Source organism: Mycobacterium sp. NGS18 (assembly GCF_059813185.1).
Map to the genome: position 1 here is coordinate 15,660 of NZ_JCALEC010000008.1, position 17,063 is coordinate 32,722.

17 protein-coding genes and 1 pseudogene are annotated in these 17,063 nt (G+C 67.9%); 8 read left to right on the top strand and 10 right to left on the bottom strand.

The features are described 5' to 3' along the window. Positions 1–32: 32 nt before the first annotated feature. From AC5Y31_RS15680 to AC5Y31_RS15695, 4 genes are all read right to left on the bottom strand, one after another. Positions 33–209, bottom strand: a complete 177-nt coding sequence (locus AC5Y31_RS15680) for a hypothetical protein (protein ID WP_499981436.1) — start codon at positions 207–209, stop codon at positions 33–35. Positions 210–336: 127 nt separating this feature from the next. Next, positions 337–1,206, bottom strand: a complete 870-nt coding sequence (locus tag AC5Y31_RS15685; protein WP_065025851.1) for a TIGR03619 family F420-dependent LLM class oxidoreductase — start codon at positions 1,204–1,206, stop codon at positions 337–339. A gap of 40 nt (positions 1,207–1,246) precedes the next feature. After that, positions 1,247–1,957: a DUF4873 domain-containing protein gene (locus AC5Y31_RS15690; RefSeq protein WP_499981438.1), complete on the bottom strand. Its 711-nt coding sequence runs from the start codon at positions 1,955–1,957 to the stop codon at positions 1,247–1,249. After that, positions 1,954–2,856: an AurF N-oxygenase family protein gene (locus AC5Y31_RS15695; protein ID WP_064856405.1), complete on the bottom strand. Its 903-nt coding sequence runs from the start codon at positions 2,854–2,856 to the stop codon at positions 1,954–1,956. The genes AC5Y31_RS15690 and AC5Y31_RS15695 overlap by 4 nt, the downstream gene beginning before the upstream one ends. Before the next feature lie 174 nt (positions 2,857–3,030). On the opposite strand from AC5Y31_RS15695, the gene AC5Y31_RS15700 reads away from it, so the two are divergent. The 4 genes and pseudogenes from AC5Y31_RS15700 (at position 3,031) to AC5Y31_RS15715 (ending at position 5,074) form a co-directional block, all read left to right on the top strand. Beyond that, the gene (locus tag AC5Y31_RS15700; RefSeq protein ID WP_065025848.1) at positions 3,031–3,429 is read left to right on the top strand and encodes a phage holin family protein; all 399 of its coding nucleotides are present in this window, start codon (positions 3,031–3,033) and stop codon (positions 3,427–3,429) included. Between the two features lie 18 nt (positions 3,430–3,447). After that, positions 3,448–3,690 (top strand): annotated as a pseudogene (locus AC5Y31_RS15705) (DNA-formamidopyrimidine glycosylase family protein); the annotation flags it as partial. A 162-nt stretch (positions 3,691–3,852) separates the two neighbouring features. Then, complete coding sequence (locus AC5Y31_RS15710) at positions 3,853–4,311, top strand: zinc finger domain-containing protein (RefSeq protein ID WP_301636004.1); 459 nt, start codon at positions 3,853–3,855, stop codon at positions 4,309–4,311. A gap of 13 nt (positions 4,312–4,324) precedes the next feature. Next, complete coding sequence (locus AC5Y31_RS15715; RefSeq protein ID WP_065025846.1) at positions 4,325–5,074, top strand: SDR family oxidoreductase; 750 nt, start codon at positions 4,325–4,327, stop codon at positions 5,072–5,074. A 14-nt stretch (positions 5,075–5,088) separates the two neighbouring features. Here AC5Y31_RS15715 and pgi read toward each other — a convergent pair whose 3' ends face one another. Genes pgi through AC5Y31_RS15730 form a run of 3 tightly spaced genes read right to left on the bottom strand, consistent with a single transcriptional unit; the run spans position 5,089 to position 7,905 of the window. Continuing rightward, entirely contained in the window at positions 5,089–6,753 is a 1,665-nt protein-coding gene (pgi, locus tag AC5Y31_RS15720) for a glucose-6-phosphate isomerase (protein ID WP_499981440.1), read from the bottom strand. A gap of 27 nt (positions 6,754–6,780) precedes the next feature. Beyond that, entirely contained in the window at positions 6,781–7,590 is an 810-nt protein-coding gene (locus AC5Y31_RS15725) for an SDR family oxidoreductase (protein ID WP_499981443.1), read from the bottom strand. A gap of 6 nt (positions 7,591–7,596) precedes the next feature. Beyond that, complete coding sequence (locus AC5Y31_RS15730; protein ID WP_065025843.1) at positions 7,597–7,905, bottom strand: chorismate mutase; 309 nt, start codon at positions 7,903–7,905, stop codon at positions 7,597–7,599. 202 nt (positions 7,906–8,107) lie between these two features. Here AC5Y31_RS15730 and AC5Y31_RS15735 point away from each other — a divergent pair, with 202 nt between their 5' ends. Further along, positions 8,108–10,477, top strand: coding sequence for a UvrD-helicase domain-containing protein (locus tag AC5Y31_RS15735; RefSeq protein ID WP_499981445.1), 2,370 nt, complete (start codon positions 8,108–8,110; stop codon positions 10,475–10,477). A gap of 9 nt (positions 10,478–10,486) precedes the next feature. Here the strand turns inward: AC5Y31_RS15735 and AC5Y31_RS15740 are convergent, their stop codons facing one another. Then, complete coding sequence (locus AC5Y31_RS15740) at positions 10,487–11,029, bottom strand: hypothetical protein (RefSeq protein WP_065025841.1); 543 nt, start codon at positions 11,027–11,029, stop codon at positions 10,487–10,489. A 9-nt stretch (positions 11,030–11,038) separates the two neighbouring features. After that, positions 11,039–12,031 (bottom strand): M23 family metallopeptidase, encoded by a 993-nt coding sequence (locus AC5Y31_RS15745; protein ID WP_499981449.1) that lies wholly within the window; start codon positions 12,029–12,031, stop codon positions 11,039–11,041. A gap of 288 nt (positions 12,032–12,319) precedes the next feature. Here AC5Y31_RS15745 and sucC point away from each other — a divergent pair, with 288 nt between their 5' ends. The 3 genes from sucC to AC5Y31_RS15760 all read left to right on the top strand — a co-directional run bounded on the left by sucC (position 12,320) and on the right by AC5Y31_RS15760 (position 16,014). Further along, positions 12,320–13,495: an ADP-forming succinate--CoA ligase subunit beta gene (gene sucC / locus AC5Y31_RS15750; RefSeq protein WP_065025839.1), complete on the top strand. Its 1,176-nt coding sequence runs from the start codon at positions 12,320–12,322 to the stop codon at positions 13,493–13,495. A gap of 2 nt (positions 13,496–13,497) precedes the next feature. Then, entirely contained in the window at positions 13,498–14,400 is a 903-nt protein-coding gene (sucD, locus tag AC5Y31_RS15755) for a succinate--CoA ligase subunit alpha (RefSeq protein ID WP_065025838.1), read from the top strand. Positions 14,401–14,487: 87 nt separating this feature from the next. After that, complete coding sequence (locus tag AC5Y31_RS15760; protein ID WP_499981452.1) at positions 14,488–16,014, top strand: acetyl-CoA acetyltransferase; 1,527 nt, start codon at positions 14,488–14,490, stop codon at positions 16,012–16,014. Between the two features lie 76 nt (positions 16,015–16,090). On the opposite strand, the gene AC5Y31_RS15765 is transcribed toward AC5Y31_RS15760, so the two are convergent. Further along, entirely contained in the window at positions 16,091–16,936 is an 846-nt protein-coding gene (locus AC5Y31_RS15765; RefSeq protein ID WP_065025836.1) for an LLM class F420-dependent oxidoreductase, read from the bottom strand. Positions 16,937–17,063 lie beyond the last annotated feature (127 nt).

Below are 17,063 nucleotides of genomic sequence, written 5' to 3' on the forward strand. Positions count from 1 at the left end.
GGTTCGCCGGAAAACGTGCCGGATCGAGCCGGTCAGCACTGGGTCGACGCGCGGATCCATTCGCGGCGGGCGTCGCTTTGACCTGCGTCACACGTCGCGGCGACGCGCAGCAGGTGAACCGCCCGCTGTTCATCGCGGTGGCCGCCGCGTGGCTGGGCATGCAGGCAAGGCTGCGTGTTCATCTTCAATACCTCCTGCAGGTCACGCATGGAGAGCTGCAGTACGCGACCGCCGGAGGGCGGTCAGTGCACACAACTAGTCAACGACGCCGCGGCGTGGATATTTCCGAGCGACACAGTGAGACTGCACACGACAAGCGCCGCAGTGTGATCGCCGTCACCCGGCCTTGGCGATCACGTGCTCGGCGAAGCGCTCCAGGTTGCGGATCTTGTCGTCCAGCGGCTCGGTGTCGGGTCCGACGATGTAGGGGATCCGGAAGCCCACGATCACGTCGGTCACCCCCTTGTCCTCCAGGCGCTTGATCCCGTCGAGGGTGAATCCGTCAACCGAGATCACGTGGATCTCGAATGGGCCGGTACGGCCCTCCTCCTCGCGCAGCTGCTTCAGCCGCGCGATCAGGCCGTCGAGCTCGGCCGGGTCGCCGCCGCCGTGCATCCAGCCGTCGTTGCGTGCGGCGCGACGCAGCGCGGCGTCGGCGTGGCCACCGATCAGGATCGGGATGGGCTGGGCCGGCGCCGGGGTCATCTTGGTCTTGGGGATGTCGTAGAACTCGCCGTGGAACTCGAAGTAGTCGCCGGTGGTGAGCCCCCGGATGATCTCGATGCACTCGTCCATCCGCTTGCCGCGCCGGGCGAACGGCACCCCCATCAGGTCGTAGTCCTCCGGCCAGGGACTGGTGCCCACGCCCAGGCTCAGCCGGTCGCCGATCATCGCGGCCAGGGAACCGGCCTGCTTGGCCACCAAGGCCGGCGGCCGGATCGGCAACTTGACCACGAACGGCGTGAACCGCAACGTGCTGGTGACCGCGCCCAGGGCCGCCATCAACACGAACGTCTCGATGAACGCCTTGCCGTCCAAGAACTCGCGGTTGCCGTCCGGGGTGTAGGGATATTTCGAGTCCGACTCGAAGGGGTAGGCGACGCTGTCCGGGATCGTCATGCTGTGGTAGCCGGCTGCCTCGGCGGCTTTGGCGAGCGGAATGTAATAGCTCGGGTCGGTCATAGCCTCGGCGTAGGTAAACCGCACATCGTCTCCTCAGTGGTCGCTGGGCATACTCCCGAGCAGCTTAGACCCGAGGCGGCATCGCGATTTCAACGTCCTCCAGCGGATACGGCGGGTACCCGGCCGCGCCGGCCACCGTCAGCGTGCCCCACGGCGTCCGCTCGGCGACCCGCCCCTCGGCGGTGTGCTCGCCGATCCGGATGCTGACCTTGGAGCCGGTCGCATTCACACCCGGTAGGTCAGTGAAAAACATTCCCTGCCAATGGTATTGGCCATCGATCGGGTCGAAGTGGCCGGCCAGTCGCACCCGAACGGGATAGTCCTCGCCGTTGTGGGTGAGCACGGCCGGCCCGTCGTAAAGCTCGGCGTTCTCCAAATCCGCCCCATCGGAGCCGGTGAGAAAGAACCGCGAGGCTCCGAGGGTCGGCAGCAGCGGGTGCACGCGCAGCCGGGGAGAGCGGGATTCGATGCGGCCGGCGCCGCTGCGCTGCATGACGTCGACGAGCCGGGCCACATACCGGGCCTGTCGGCGGGTGTGCGGGCCCGGAATCCGGAACCGGTTGGGGATACCGTGCGCGGCGACGACGCCGTCCGCCGAGGCGGTGGCGTCGATCAAAACCCGAGCGGTCACCACCTCACCGTCGGGAACCGTCACCGCCCATGTCTCGGTGGCGCTGTCGAACCGGGCCTCGGCGGCCGGATCGACGACCCGGGCGTGCCCAAGCAACCCGTGCAGGCGTGCCGGGTCGCCCAGCACCACCACGTCGAGGATCACAGGAAACCGTTCCGCCGCCACATCCGCCGGGCCAGCCGGCCCATCAGGCCCACCTCGGTGAAGAAGGCGGCCAGCGGAGCGAACGACGAGCGGCAGGCGGCATGGAAGTGCGGGTTGGCCCGGGCCACCCGGCGAGCTTCACGCCCGTCCAGCCCGACCCGGTTGTAGACGATCGGCAGCGTGAACAGATGGCGGTAGAACGGTCCGCCGACACCCTGCAGGTTCGCCAGCATGGCGCGGCGATAACGCGGCATCGCCGGGACGCTGCGGCGCAGGCCGTCGCGGGCGTACTGGATGTGGCGGGCTTCCTCGGTGACGTGGATGCGCATCACCCGCCGAACGATCGGCTGCAGATCCGGGTCGTCGAGGATCTGGCGTTGCAGCGCGTCGAAGATCTCCTCGCCGACCAGGGCCGCACCCCACAGGATGCTGCCGCGGAACAGGAACGGCAGCGAGTTGATGACGATGCGCTGGTAGAGCTTCGGGCGTACCGGCACCCCGCCGATCCGGTCGATGGTCTTGCCGAACATCAGCATGTGCCGCGTCTCGTCGCCCAGCTCGGTCAGCGAGTAGTGGGTGGTGCGCGCGGTCGGGTTCTTGTGCATCATGTCGCGCAGCAGGGCCTGGTTGAGGATGTTCTCGAACCAGACGCCGGCGGAGAGCACGTTGACCAGCTCTTGGCGCGACATCTCGATCTGCTGCTCGCGGGTCATCGACTCCCACAACGCGGTGCCGTAGAGGGTGCACATCCTCGGCGGCAAGAAGAACTTGTCCGGGTCGACCGGGGCGTCCCAGTCGATGTCGACGACGGGTGCGTACGACTTCTTCACCGAGCCCTTGAGCAGGCGCTCGGCGAATTCCTCGCGGGACGGGCCGCTCGGCCGCGCAACAGTGGTCATCGGGAATCCCTTCTCGCTTCGGTCCCCAAAAAGTAGGAGCCGCCACCAGACAAGTCAATACCTACGGTACCGGATACCTGCGGTACTTTTGTGAGGACCGTCACGGGCGGCCGCGCGCCGTACCCACCACGAGAAACGGGCTCTTCGCCGAGTTGACGATGGCAAGATCTGCCTATGGCCGCATTCCTGCTTCGTGCAGCGCTGACCGGATTAGCGCTCTGGATCGTCACGCTGATCGTCGGCGGAATCCGCTTCGTCGGCGGTGACACCACGGCTCAGCGGATCGGGATCATCTTCGTCGTCGCGGTGATCTTCGGTCTGGTCAACGCCTTCATCAAGCCGGTGGTGCAGCTGCTGTCGATCCCGCTGTACATCCTCACCCTGGGGCTGTTCCACATCGTGATCAACGCGTTCATGTTGTGGCTGACCGCGTGGATCACCGAGAACACCACGCATTGGGGCCTGCAGGTCGACCACTTCTGGTGGACGGCGATCTGGGCGGCGATCGTGCTGTCGCTGGTGAGCTGGGTGCTGTCGCTGGTGCTGCGCGACGCCCGGCGCATCACCCGCTGAGCGGGCAGACTCGACGGCATGCCGGAACTGCCCGAAGTCGAAGCGCTCGCCGATCACCTGCGTCGGCACGCCATCGGTCGCACCGTCGGTCGGGTCGACGTCGTCGCCTTCTCGGTGCTCAAGACCTTCGATCCGCCGATCGACGCGTTGCGCGGCCACGCCGTCACCCAGGCGCATCGCTGGGGCAAGTACCTCGGAATGCAGGTCGGGGAGCTGTATTTGATCACCCACCTGTCCCGGGCGGGCTGGCTGCGCTGGTCGGACGCGCTGGCGCCGGCGCCGCTGCGGCCCGGCAAGGGGCCGATCGCGCTACGGGTGCACCTAGGCGCTCCGGGGCCAGCGCCGGGCTTTGACCTCACCGAAGCCGGCACGAGCAAGCGGCTGGCGGTCTGGCTGGTCGACGACCCGGCCAAGGTTCCCGGCATCGCCGCGCTGGGCCCCGACGCGCTGGAGGTGTCCGACGACGAGCTGGCCGGGCTGCTGGCCGGCAACACCGGGCGGATCAAGACCGTGCTCACCGATCAGAAGGTGATCGCCGGCATCGGCAACGCCTACAGCGACGAGATCCTGCACACCGCACGGATTTCGCCGTTCGCCACCGCGGCCAAGCTGACCGGGGAACAGCTCGCCGCGCTGCACGAGGCGATGCGGGCAGTGCTCACCGACGCGGTGACCCGCTCGGTCGGCCAGCAGGCCGCGACCTTGAAGGGGGAGAAGCGCTCCGGTCTGCGGGTGCACGCGCGCACCGGCCTGCCCTGCCCGGTCTGCGGGGACACCGTGCGCGAGGTGTCGTTCGCCGACAAGTCCTTCCAGTACTGCCCGACGTGCCAGACCGGCGGCAAGGTGCTTGCCGACCGGCGCATGTCGCGCTTGCTCAAATAGTTAGGCTGACCTCGTGACCCGTCAGAAGATCCTCATCACCGGGGCCAGCTCCGGCCTGGGCGCCGGGATGGCCCGCGCATTCGCCGCGCGCGGACGCGACCTCGCCCTGTGTGCGCGGCGTACCGACCGGCTCGAGGAACTCAAAGACGAACTGACGCAGAGGTATCCCGGAATCACCGTGGCGGTCGCCGCGCTTGATGTCAATGACCATGACGAGGTGCCCAAGGTCTTCAGCCAACTCTCCGATGCGCTCGGCGGGATCGACCGGGTCATCGTCAACGCCGGCATCGGCAAAGGCGCCCCGTTGGGGTCGGGAAAGCTGTGGGCCAACAAGGCCACCATCGAGACCAACCTCCTTGCCGCACTGGTGCAGATCGAGACCGTGATCGAGATGTTCAGCGCCGCCGGCGGCGGGCACCTGGTGCTGATCTCCTCGGTGCTGGGCAACAAGGGGGTGCCCGGTGTCAAGGCTGCCTATGCCGCCAGCAAGGCGGGGGTGTCGTCGCTGGGCGAGTCGCTGCGTGCCGAGTACTCGCGCGGTCCGATCAAGGTCACGGTGCTGGAGCCCGGCTACATCGAGTCGGAGATGACGGCCAAGTCGGCGTCGACGATGTTGCTGGTGGACAACGAAACCGGGGTCAAGGCGATGGTGCGCGCGATCGAACGCGAAACCGGCCGCGCGGTGGTGCCACCGTGGCCGTGGGCTCCGCTGGTGTGGCTGCTGCGCCTTATGCCGGCGCGGTTCACCAAACGCTTCGCCTGAGTCCGGGTGCGGGTTCAGCCGGCCCGGCCACGCTCCACCCGGTAGCGACGCACCAGCGCGTCGGTAGAGCTGTCGGTCTGCGGCTGCGGGGAGGCGTCGTCGGTCAGCACCGGCAGCAGCGCCTTGGCCTGCGTCTTGCCCAACTCCACGCCCCACTGGTCGAAGGAGTCGATACCCCACACCACGCCCTCGGTGAACACCTGATGCTCGTAGAGCGCGATCAGCTGCCCCAGCACCGATGGTGTGAGCCGGGTCGCCAGAATCGAGGTGGTCGGCCGGTTGCCCGGCATCACCTTGTGCGGCACCACATCTGCCGGCGTTCCCTCGGCGGCGATCTCCTCGGCGGTCTTGCCGAACGCCAGCACCTGGGTCTGGGCGAAGAAGTTGCTCATCAACAGGTCGTGCATGCTGCCGGTGCCGTCCGCGGTGGCCAGATCGTCGAGGGGTTGGGAGAAGCCGAGGAAGTCGGCCGGCACCAGCCGGGTGCCCTGGTGCAGCAGTTGGTAGAACGCGTGCTGGCCGTTGGTTCCCGGCTCGCCCCAAAAGATTTCGCCGGTGTCGGTGACCACTGGGGTGCCGTCGGCGCGTGCCGACTTGCCGTTGGATTCCATCGTGAGCTGCTGCAGGTAGGCCGCGAAGCGGTCCAGGTCGTTGGCATAGGGCAGCACCGCGCGGGACTGGGCGCCGAAGAAGTTGGAGTACCACAGCCCGATCAGTCCGAGCAGCGCCGGTGCGTTGGATTCCAGTGGGGCGGTGCGGAAATGCTCGTCGACGACGTGGAAGCCGGTGAGGAATTCGCCGAAGCGCTCCCGGCCGATCACCGCCATCACCGACAGCCCGATCGCCGAATCCACCGAGTACCGTCCGCCGACCCAGTCCCAGAAGCCGAACATGTTCGCGGTGTCGATACCGAACTTTTCGACCAGCTCAGCGTTGGTCGAGACCGCCACGAAATGTTGCGACACCGCGTCGTCGCCCAGGGCGGCGGTCAGCCAGCGCCGGGCTGCGGTCGCGTTGGTCAGGGTCTCCAGCGTCGAGAACGTCTTGGAGGCCACGATGAAAAGCGTTGTGGCCGGGTCTAAACCGGCCAGCTTTGCGGTCAGGTCAGCCGGGTCGACGTTGGAGACGAACCGTGCCGTGATCCCGGCGTCGGCGTAGTGGCGCAGTGCCCGGTCGACCATCACCGGGCCGAGGTCCGAGCCGCCGATACCGATGTTGACCACCGTCTCGATGCGTTTTCCGGTGGCGCCGGTCCATTCCCCGCTGCGTAGCCGGTCGGTGAACTCGCCCATCGCGTCGAGCACCGCATGCACGTCGGCGACGACGTCCTGGCCGTCGACGTGCAGGTCGGCGTTGCGCGGCAACCGCAGCGCGGTGTGCAGCACCGCGCGGTCCTCGGAGGTGTTGATGTGCACCCCGGCGAACATCGCGTCGCGCCGCTCCTCCAGGCGGGCCGCCCGGGCCAGATCGAGCAGCAGGCTCACCGTCTCTTCGGTGATGCGGTGCTTGCTGTAGTCGATGTAGAGGTCACCGACGGTGACGGTGAACTTCTCGCCCCGTTCGGGATCGTCGTCGAAGAACTGACGCAGGTGGGTGTCGCCGATCTGCTGGTGATGCTTGCGCAACGCGTCCCAGGCCGGGGTGGCGGAGATGTCGGGGATCTGTTGGACGGAGCTCATTCCCCGACCCTAGTGCGCAAGCGATGCTCAGTGCCGGTCCGCGGTGGTCTCGTCGAGGTAGCGGGCGAACGCGACGGTCCCCACCGCCCGGTCGGGGGCCAGGTGGCCGCCGGAACGAAAGGCGCCGCCGACCCGGCCGGGCACCGGCAGCGACACCCGCAGGCGGCGCTTGCCGGCCGCGGTCAGATACTGGGCGGCCAGCTCGCCGACGCCCAGAACCTGCGGGCCGCCCATGTCGGGCACCCGCCCGGCCGGCTCACCCAGTGCCAGCTCGGCGAGCGCGGCACCGACCTCGCGCGGGTCGATCGGCTGGAAGCTCCACCCGGCCGGCAACAGCATCACCGGCGATTTGGCCAGCATCCGTAGTCCGGCGGCGACGAAGTCGTGAAACTGGGTGGTGCGCAGCACCGTCCACGGCACTCCGGACTCGGCGAGCAGTTTCTCGTCGGCGAGCTTGCGCCGGTAGTAGGAGAACGGCACCTTCTCGATCCCGACGATCGAGATGTAGACCAGGTGCGGGGTGCCGGCCGCCCGCGCCGCCTTGGCCAGCCGGTCAAGCGGATCCACGCACGCCACCACGGTGTCCACCCCGTCGAGGGCTTCGGCCAGGCCGGCGCCGGTGGTCACGTCGCCGGTCACGTACTGCAGGGCGCCGGGCGAACTGTCCGGGTTCATGCGGCGGTCCCAGCTTCGCCTCTCCTCCGTCGAGCCTCGCTGAACCGCCGGATGGCGGCCGCGGCTGAGTACTCGCACCTGTGCGCCGGCATCCTGCAGGCGCTGCACCACGATGCGGCCGACCCGGCCGGTGCCGCCGGCCACCAGGATGCGTTTGGTCACGGGCCGCTAGTGCCCGAGCCGGCCGCGGCCCAGCCGCAGCAGCAGCATCGCGAGCTCCTTGCCGTCCCGGCCGAGCTCGCTGTAGCGCTCGAGCACCTTCATCTCCCGGCTGTGCACCAGCCGGGTGCCGCCGGAGGCCATCCGGGCCTTGCCGATCTCCTGCGACACCTCGGTGCGGCGCTTGACCGCGGCCAGGATCTCGGCATCGAGCCGGTCGATCTCATGGCGCAGCTCGTCGATGTCGGGCAACTGTTGGGATTGGGTGGTCATGGGTTCGGACTCCAAATTCTCGCTGTTGGTGTTCTCTGGTCCCATCGGCGATCCGGCCTCACACAACAGACGAGCCCCGGGTCGGCGAAGCGGACCGCGGGGCTTGGCGAAGCAGCTAAACCACGGGCACCGCTGATCGGTACCCGTAGATAAATCGACGCTGCATGTCGAGCACGAACCGAGTCTGCCACTAAGGGCCGTGCCAGCGCAAAGAGTGTCGGCGTGCGGCGGTACGTTGGGTTGCGTTATGAGTGTGCATGCGACTCCGCAAACCGATCACCTGCTCGACGGGCTCAACCCGCAGCAGCGTCAGGCCGTGCTGCACGAGGGCTCGCCGCTGCTGATCGTGGCGGGGGCAGGCTCGGGCAAGACGGCTGTGCTCACCCGGCGGATCGCCTACCTGCTGGCCGCCCGCGACGTCGGTGTGGGTCAGGTGCTGGCGATCACCTTCACCAACAAGGCCGCCGCCGAGATGCGGGAACGGGTGGTGGGGCTCGTCGGCCCGCGGGCGCGGGCGATGTGGGTGTCGACGTTTCACTCCACCTGCGTGCGGATCCTGCGCAACCAGGCCTCGATGGTTCCCGGGCTGAACTCCAACTTCTCGATCTACGACGCCGACGACTCGCGGCGGCTGCTGCTGATGATCGGCCGCGACATGGGCCTCGACGTCAAACGGCATTCGCCGCGGCTGCTGGCCAACGCCATCTCCAATCTCAAGAACGAACTGATCGACCCCGAACGGGCGCTGGCCGAGCTGACCGAGAACTCCGACGACCTGAGCCGGGTGGTGGCCGCGGTGTACGGCGAGTATCAGCGCCGGCTGCGCTCGGCCAACGCCCTGGATTTCGACGACCTGATCGGCGAGACGGTCGGCATCCTGCAGGCGTTCCCGGAGATCGCCCAGCACTACCGCCGCCGGTTCCGGCACATCCTGGTCGACGAGTACCAGGACACCAACCACGCCCAGTACGTGCTGGTGCGTGAGCTGGCGGGGCACGGCGGTTCAGCGAGCCTCGACGGAGGAGAGGCGAAGCTGGGACCGCCGCATGAACACGGCGGAGGTGCCGACGATGACGTGCCGCCGGCGGAACTGTGCGTGGTCGGTGACGCCGATCAGTCGATCTACGCCTTCCGCGGCGCCACCATCCGCAACATCGAAGACTTCGAACGCGACTACCCGGATGCGGCGACGATGCTGCTGGAGCAGAACTACCGCTCCACGCAGAACATCCTGTCGGCGGCCAATGCGGTGATCGCCTACAACTCCGGGCGCCGGGAGAAGCGGCTGTGGACCGACGCCGGTGACGGCGAGCTGATCGTCGGCTATGTCGCCGACAACGAACACGACGAGGCGCGGTTCGTCGCGCAGGAGATCGACGCCCTGACCGACGCGGGCACGATGAACTACGGCGACATCGCGGTGTTCTACCGCACCAACAACTCCTCCCGGTCACTCGAAGAGGTGTTCATCCGTGCCGGGATTCTGTACAAAGTCGTTGGCGGCGTTCGCTTTTACGAGCGCAAAGAGATCCGCGACGTCATCGCCTACCTGCGGGTGCTGGACAACCCCGGCGACGCGGTGAGCCTGCGGCGCATCCTCAACACCCCGCGCCGCGGCATCGGGGATCGCGCCGAGGCGTGCGTAGCGGTGCACGCCGAGAACACCGGCACCGGTTTCGCCGCCGCGCTGCGCGCGGCTGCCGACGGCCAGGTGCCGATGCTCAATACCCGCTCGCAGAACGCGATCGCCGGATTCGTCGCGATGCTCGACGAACTGCGGGCGCACCTCAACGCGTGCGACGAGGACCTCGGCGGGCTGGTCGAGCAGGTGGTGGACCGCACCGGCTACCGCGGCGAACTCGAGGCCTCCACCGACCCACAGGACCTGGCGCGGCTGGACAACATCAACGAACTCGTCAGCGTCGCTCATGAATTCAGCATCGACCGGGCCAACGCGCTCGCCGAACAGGACAACCTGCCCGAGGAGGAGGACATCCCCGACGTCGGGGTGCTGGCGGCTTTCCTGGAGCGGGTCTCGCTGATCGCCGACACCGACGAGATCCCCGAACACGGTTCGGGCATGGTCACGCTGATGACGCTGCACACCGCCAAGGGCTTGGAGTTCCCGGTGGTGTTCGTCACCGGCTGGGAGGACGGCATGTTCCCGCACATGCGGTCGCTCGGGGATGCCCGTGAGCTGTCCGAGGAACGCCGGCTGGCCTACGTCGGCCTGACCCGGGCCCGGCAACGGCTCTATGTGAGCCGGGCCAAGGTGCGCTCGTCGTGGGGCCAGCCCATGTTGAACCCGGAATCGCGCTTCCTGCGCGAGATTCCGCAGCAGCTCATCGATTGGCGGCGCACCGACGCCACCGCGTCACCGAGCGCCCCGGTCAGCGGGGCCGGCCGGTTCGGGACGCCCAGACCGGCACCGAGCCGCTCCGGCAACCGGCCACTGCTGGTGCTGGCTCCCGGGGACCGGGTCTCGCACGACAAGTACGGCCTGGGCCGCGTCGAGGAGGTCTCCGGCGCGGGGGAGTCGGCGATGTCGCTGATCGACTTCGGCAGCTCCGGGCGGGTCAAGCTGATGCACAACCACGCGCCGGTGACCAAGCTTTAGCGGCGACGGCTACAGGAGGCCGAGCCAGCGCTTGGTCGCCGGGTGCAGTGCCGCCACGACGGTTGCGGCCTGGATGAACGGGATGGTGTGCACGATGCCCGGCACCCGGGCGCCGGCGAGGAACAGGCTGCCGAAGGTCAGCAGCGCCACCACCGCCCCGATCGCGATCAGGTACCGGCCGACCGGGCGCCGCAGCAGCAGCATGATCACCCCGGTCACCGTCGTCCCTGCGAACACCAGGCTCAAGAATGCGACCGCGACGCAGAACAGGCGGTCGGTGTGCCACCAGCTGGCGATCAGGTCGGTAGACACCACGGAGGTGGCCCAGCAGCCGATGATGGCGAACACGCAGGCACTGATCGGCACAGCGGCCGACGGGATGTGACCCGGCCGTGGTGCCTCGTGGGGCCGCATCGCCGGCGGCAGCCGCTGCGCGCCGGTGACGACCGGAATGGCGCCGGTAGGGGCCCGGCGGATGATGCGGCTGGCGGCGCTGGCCGGATCGTTTCCGAAAGGGTTAGCGCCGGTGGGCGGCTGGTGGCGGTCGGTCACCAATCCAGATTAAGCGAAATTGATCCCGCGCTTGGCGAGCCAGGAGGTCGGGTCGATCCGGCTGGTGCCGTTCTGCAGCACCTCGAAGTGCAGGTGCGGGCCGGTGGAGTAGCCGCGGTTGCCCATCTCGGCGATCTGGTCGCCCGCCATCACCCGCTCGCCGACGCTGACCAGCGACCGGTTGATGTGCCCGTAGAGGGTCACCGTGCCGTCGGAGTGGCGCAGCTTGACCAGCATGCCGTAGCCCGCGCTGGCGCCGGACTCGATCACCACGCCGTCGGACGCCGCCAGGATCGGGGTGCCGATGGCGTTGGCGATGTCGATACCGGCGTGCAGCACACCCCAGCGGTAGCCGAAGTTCGAGGTGAACGCGCCCTGGGTGGGTGCGACGAACAGCGGACGCTGCAGCCGGGCCTCGCGCTCGGCGCGCTCCTGGGCGAACGCCATGCCCTTGGCCAGCTCCTCGTTGTGCACGACGACATTGGCCGCGGCCTTGACCGTGATCATCTGCATGCCGTGGCTGGAGGTGGTGGTGGTGCCGTCGTTGAGCATCGTCTTGCTGGCGGCCAGCACGGCCGGCCGATTCACCGTGTCGTCGGACGGGTGGGTGGCGGCGTGCGCGGCGGCAGCGGCCGCACCGGCGGCCATCGCGGCGATCATCACGCGGCTCTTGACCGCGCTGGTGGGCTGGCTGCGGTGCTTTCCGCCGCGCGACGGAACGCCGGCTGCCTCGCGCGGTGCGAGATAGACGTACTCGTCGGGGTAACCGCCGCGGGGGAACGCCAGCTGCAGCACCGGCATGTTGTCGGTGTCGGTCATGTCATCCAGCTCTGGCGCCAGCAGCACGTCGCTCGAACCGTCGAAGGCGGCGTCGCTGAACGCGGCGTCGTCGAGCTGTCCGAACTCGTTGAACGGGATGATGTCGGTGACTTCGGCGGGGCTGGGGGCCGCCGTTGCGCCGCTCCGATAGCGAGGGGTGATCCCGCCGGGAAGCGGGCGCATGGGTGATCCGTGCCGCATCAGACTGGAAGATCCTCTGGTCGTAATCAGAACGTTATAAAGACCTGGACCTGGTGACGGTAACTAGTTATGCGCCGCAGTGGCAAGCCATCGGCCGAAACACTTCCTTAATGTGAAATGAATCACGTTTCAGCGGCGGTGAGATGTGCCACAGCGGTGGTATGGGAGGGCGGAACCTCGCCGCGGGGTCGATACAGTGCCTCGGGAGTTAAATCCTCCTGAATCCGACAGTGCCGGCCCGCCGGCTACCCGTAATAAGACAGTGAGCCCATGGATCTTTTCGAGTATCAGGCGAAGGAGCTGTTCGCCAAGCACAACGTGCCGACCACTCCCGGCCGAGTAACCACCTCGGCTGAGGACGCCAAAGCCATCGCCACCGAGATCGGCCGACCGGTCATGGTCAAGGCCCAGGTCAAGGCCGGCGGCCGCGGCAAGGCCGGTGGCGTCAAGTACGCCGCCACCCCGGAAGACGCGCTCACCCACGCGCAGAACATTCTCGGCCTGGACATCAAGGGCCACATCGTCAAGAAGCTGCTGGTAGCCGAGGCGAGCGACATCGCCGAGGAGTACTACATCTCCTTCCTGCTGGACCGCTCCAACCGCACCTACCTGGCGATGTGCTCGGTCGAGGGCGGCATGGAGATCGAAGAGGTCGCCGCTACCAAGCCGGAGCGGCTGGCCAAGGTGCCCGTCGACGCGGTCAAGGGTGTCGACCTGGCGTTCGCCCGCTCGATCGCCGAACAGGGCCACCTGCCCGCCGAGGTGCTCGACGCCGCCGCGGTGACCATCCAGAAGTTGTGGGAGGTCTTCGTCGCCGAAGACGCCACCCTGGTCGAGGTCAACCCGCTGGTGCGCACCCCCGACGACCAGATCCTGGCGCTGGACGGCAAGGTCACCCTGGACGGCAACGCCGAGTTCCGCCAGCCCGGCCACGCCGAGTTCGCCGACTTGGACGCCACCGACCCGCTGGAGATCAAGGCCAAAGAGCACGACCTCAACTACGTCAAGCTCGACGGCGAGGTGGGCATCATCGGCAACGGTGCCGGTCTGGTCATGTCCACGCTGGACGTCACCGCCTACGCCGGTGAGAAGCACGGCGGCGTGAAGCCGGCCAACTTCCTCGACATCGGCGGCGGCGCCTCCGCGGAGGTGATGGCTGCCGGGTTGGACGTCATCCTGGGCGACAAGCAGGTCAAGAGTGTGTTCGTCAACGTGTTCGGCGGCATCACCGCGTGCGACGCGGTGGCCAACGGCATCGTGTCGGCGCTGAAGATCCTCGGCGACGCCGCGACCAAGCCGCTGGTGGTGCGTCTCGACGGCAACAACGTCGAGGAGGGCCGGGCGATCCTGTCCGAGGCCAACCACCCGCTGGTGACCGTCGTCGCCACCATGGACGAGGCTGCCGACAAGGCCGCCGAGCTCGCGCACGCCGGAAAGGACGCTTAAGCATGTCGATCTTCGTCAACAAGGACAGCAAGGTCATCGTCCAGGGCATCACCGGCAGTGAGGCCACCATCCACACCGCCCGGATGCTGCGGGCCGGCACTCAGATCGTCGGCGGCGTCAACGCCCGCAAGGCCGGCACTGTAGTCACCCATACAGACAAGGACGGCAAGGGTGTCGACTTGCCGGTGTTCGGCGGCGTGGCCGAGGCCATGGAGAAGACCGGTGCCGACGTGTCGATCGCGTTCGTGCCGCCGAAGTTCGCCAAGGACGCGATGATTGAGGCCATCGACGCCGAGATCCCGCTGCTGGTGGTCATCACCGAGGGCATCCCGGTGCAGGACAGCGCGTATGCGTGGGCCTACAACCTGGAGAAGGGCGCCAAGACCCGGATCATCGGGCCGAATTGTCCGGGCATCATCACCCCCGGCGAGTGCCTGGTCGGGATCACCCCGGCCACCATCAGCGGTGCCGGCCCGATCGGTCTGGTCTCCAAGTCCGGCACGCTGACCTACCAGATGATGTTCGAGCTGCGGGACTTCGGGTTCTCCACCGCGATCGGCATCGGCGGCGACCCGGTGATCGGCACCACCCACATCGACGCCATCGAGGCGTTCGAGAAGGACCCCGCCACCAAGGTCATCGTGATGATCGGTGAGATCGGCGGCGACGCCGAGGAGCGGGCCGCCGACTACATCAAGGCCAACGTCACCAAGCCGGTGGTCGGCTACGTCGCTGGGTTCACCGCGCCGGAGGGCAAGACCATGGGTCACGCCGGCGCGATCGTGTCCGGTTCGTCGGGCACCGCGGCCGCCAAGCAGGAGGCCCTGGAGGCCGCCGGTGTGAAGGTGGGCAAGACCCCGTCGGCGACGGCCGCGCTGGCGCGGGAGATCCTGGAAAGCCTGTAGCAGTTTTCTGCCGAGCAGACGTGAAAGCCCCCATTTCAGCCTGAAATTGGGGGCTTTCGCGTCTGCTCGCCTTAGGAAGGTGAAACCATGAGCATTGATCCCCGCACGCCCGTCGTCGTCGGAGTCGGACAGGCCGCCGAGCGCATCGACGACGCCGACTACCGCGCCATGTCGCCGGTGGAGCTGGCCGCCGCCGCCGTGCAGGCAGCCTTGGAGGACTGCGGCGGACAGCAGGTCGTATCGGCTATCGACGCGGTGGTGGCCACCCGCCAGTTCGAGAACTCGATCCCGAAGGCTCCTGCGCCCCTGGGCAAGTCGAACAACTTCCCGCGCTCGGTGGCTCGCCTGATCGGTGCGGACCCGGCTCGGGCGGTGCTGGACAAGGTGGGCGGTCAAGGCCCGCAGAAGCTGCTCAGCGAGTTCGCCGCCGAGATCGCGGCCGGCGCTGCCGACGTGGTGCTGCTGTGCGGATCCGACGCCACCTCGACGCTGCGTCACTTCGCCAAATCCGACGACAAGCCGGATTTCAGCGAGACCATCGACGGCCAGCTCGAAGACCGCGGTTACGGCTTGGACGAGTTCGTCGAGCACTACACCGTCATCCACGGGCTCACCGGTGCGCCGGTGCAGTACGGCCTGCTGGAGAACGCCCGGCGCGCCCGGCTTGGCCGCAGCACCGCCGACTATCTGCAGGACATGGGCGAACTGTTCGCCCCGATGTCCAAGGTCGCCGCGAAGAACCCGTTCTCGGCCTCGCCGGTGGAACGCTCGGTCGATGAGCTGACCACGATCAGCGACACCAACCGGATGATCTGCGACCCCTACCCGCGGCTGCTGGTGGCGCGCGACCAGGTCAACCAGGGTGCCGCAGCGTTATTGATGTCGGTGGAGGCCGCCCGGCGCCTGGGCGTGCCCGAAGACCGCTGGGTGTATTTGCACGGCCACGCCGACATGCGTTCCCAGCGCCTGCTGGAACGCGCCGACTTGAGCGCCTATCCCGCCGCCGTGGCCGCGACCACCGAAGCGCTGGCGATGGCCGGGATCGGCTTCGACGACGTCGCGGCAATGGATCTCTACAGCTGCTTCCCGGTGCCGGTGTTCACCATCTGCGACGCCTTCGGCTTGGCCGCCGACGACCCGCGCGGCCTGACCCTGACCGGCGGGTTGCCGTTCTTCGGCGGCGCCGGCAACAACTACTCGATGCATGCCATCGCCGAGGCTGTTGCCGCAGCCCGCAGTGCCCCAGGGCAATTCGCGTTGGTCGGCGCCAACGGCGGCATGATGAGCAAGTATTCGGTCGGCGTGTACTCGACCGCCCCGGCCCCGTGGACGCCGGATCGCAGCGCCGAACTTCAGGCCCAGATCGACGGCAGCGCAGGCGAAGCCGTCACCGAGCATGCCGAGGGCGCGGCGACGATCGAGACCTACAGCGTCCGCTACGACTGGGAGACCCGGACCGGGATCATCATCGGCCGGCTCGACGCCGACGGCAGCCGCTTCCTGGCGACCACTGAGGACGGCGACCTGGTGGCGCTGTTGTCCGACGGTGAGCCGCTGGGGGCGCCGATCACGGTGCGCGCCTTGGACTACGGCAACCGCTGCTCGTTGCGCTGATTTCTTCCGCCGAGCAGACGCGAAAGCCCCCTTTTCCGGTGCGAAAAAGGGGGCTTTCGCGTCTGCTCGCGCCAGGTCAGGAGATCCCCAACTTGCCGGCCAGGCGTTCGACGTAGGCGGCGACTTCGGCTTCGGGCTTGTCGGGCAGGCCGAACAGCGTCTCGGTGACCCCGAGCTCGGCCCAGTGCGCCAGCTTCTCGGGTACCGGCTTGAAGTCCAGTGCCACGATCTGCGGTGCCCCGTCGCGACCGGCGGCCGCCCAGGTGTCCTGCAGCAGCTTGACCGGTGCGTCGATGTCGAAGTCGCGCGGCGTGGTGATCCAGCCATCAGCACTGCGGGCGATCCACTTGAAGTTCTTCTCGGTGCCGGCCGCACCCACCAGCACCGGAACGTGGGACTGCACCGGCTTGGGCCAGGCCCAGCTCGGCCCGAAGTTGACGAACTCGCCCTCAAAGGAGGCTTCCTCCTGGGTCCACAGCGCGCGCATCGCCTCCAGGTACTCGCGCAGCATGGTGCGTCGCCGCCCCGGCGGCACCCCGTGATCGGCCAGCTCATCGGTGTTCCAGCCGAACCCGACGCCCACGCTGACCCGTCCGCCGGAGAGGTGATCAAGGGTGGCGATCGATTTAGCCAGCGTGATCGGATCGTGCTCGACCGGCAACGCCACCGCGGTGGACAACCGCACCCGCGAGGTCACCGCAGAGGCGGCCCCCAGGCTCACCCACGGATCCAGCGTGCGCATGTACCGGTCATCGGGCAGCGACTCATCCCCGGTCGTGGGATGCGCGGCCTGCCGCTTCACCGGAATGTGGGTGTGCTCGGGCACATAGAAGGTGGTAAAGCCATGATCATCAGCAAGTTTGGCCGCGGCCGCCGGAGCAATACCACGGTCACTGGTGAACAACACAAGCCCGTAATCCATATCGGTGATTAGAACGTGTTCTTGTTAGGTGGGCAAACGGTGGGGTCCTTTCGTGCGCGGCATTGACCCACCGGGTCCAGCCGCCAGTGCGCTAGCGTGGATGATCGAACCGCGCCGCACCTGCCCC